This is a genomic window from Streptomyces sp. 13-12-16 (genome assembly GCF_002114215.1).
Classification (GTDB): domain Bacteria; phylum Actinomycetota; class Actinomycetes; order Streptomycetales; family Streptomycetaceae; genus Streptomyces.
Genome location: NZ_NCTE01001283.1, coordinates 1 through 849 on the forward strand (window position 1 = coordinate 1; position 849 = coordinate 849).

Genomic DNA, 849 nt, shown 5'->3' on the forward strand with positions numbered 1-849 from the left:
CAGCACGTTCACGGCGTCGGTGGGGAACCGCACGCCGAGCGCCCCGCTGAACGCCGCGGCGGCGGCCGACCGCAGCGCCGGGTCCGGCGAGCGGGCCCAGTCGCGGCCCACGGCGAGCGCGGTGGCGGCGAGCCCTTCGTCCAGGCACATGAACTGCAGCACCAGGACGGCCGTGGACTGTCCCTCCGGTCCGGCCGCGCCGCCCGCCCAGGGGTGCAGGTAGTTCTCGGCGACCTCGTCGAACGCGGGCCGGGTGAGCAGGGCGAGCCCCGAGGCGACGGAGAGCTGCACACCGAGTCCGGGCCGGGTGCCGACGAGTTCGGTCAGCCAGTCGCGCACGCCGTTCCAGTACGCCGTGGAGCGCTTCGCCCACAGCTCCTGGAGCACCCACTGCCGGTAGTGGGGGTGGGCGAAGACCAGCGCGCCGCGGGTGAGGGCGCCGTCCTTGCGCTCCTCCACCGCGACCAGGGTGTTGCGGCCCAGCGACAGCCGGCGGTCGGCGTTGCGGCGGTGGGCGGCGGCCGTCTCCTCGTCGTTCGCCAGCATCGGGAAGGTGGGCGCCACCCATTCCTCCAGGCGCTCCTGGCAGGTCTCGAAGTCGCGGTAGCCGACGCCGGTGACGAAGGCCAGCGTGGTGACCTCGGCCCATTCGTGCGGCTCCCGCCCGGCCGCGAACCAGTCCCGTACGGGCTCCGCCGCGCCGCTGCCGTACTCCTGCCAGACCTCGTCCGGGTCGGCGCCCCGCGCGATCCGTTCGGCCGCCTCGGCGACCTCCGCGACCCCGCAGCCCTCCGGCAGGCCGGCCGCGGCCCGCTCGACGGTGTCCGCGGCGCACCGCGCCCGCAGCAG

The 849-nt window shown here is 76.1% G+C and carries 1 pseudogene; it reads right to left on the minus strand.

Going from position 1 to position 849, the window contains the following annotated elements:
- A pseudogene (locus tag B7767_RS39435) lies at positions 1-849 on the minus strand (hypothetical protein); the annotation flags it as partial.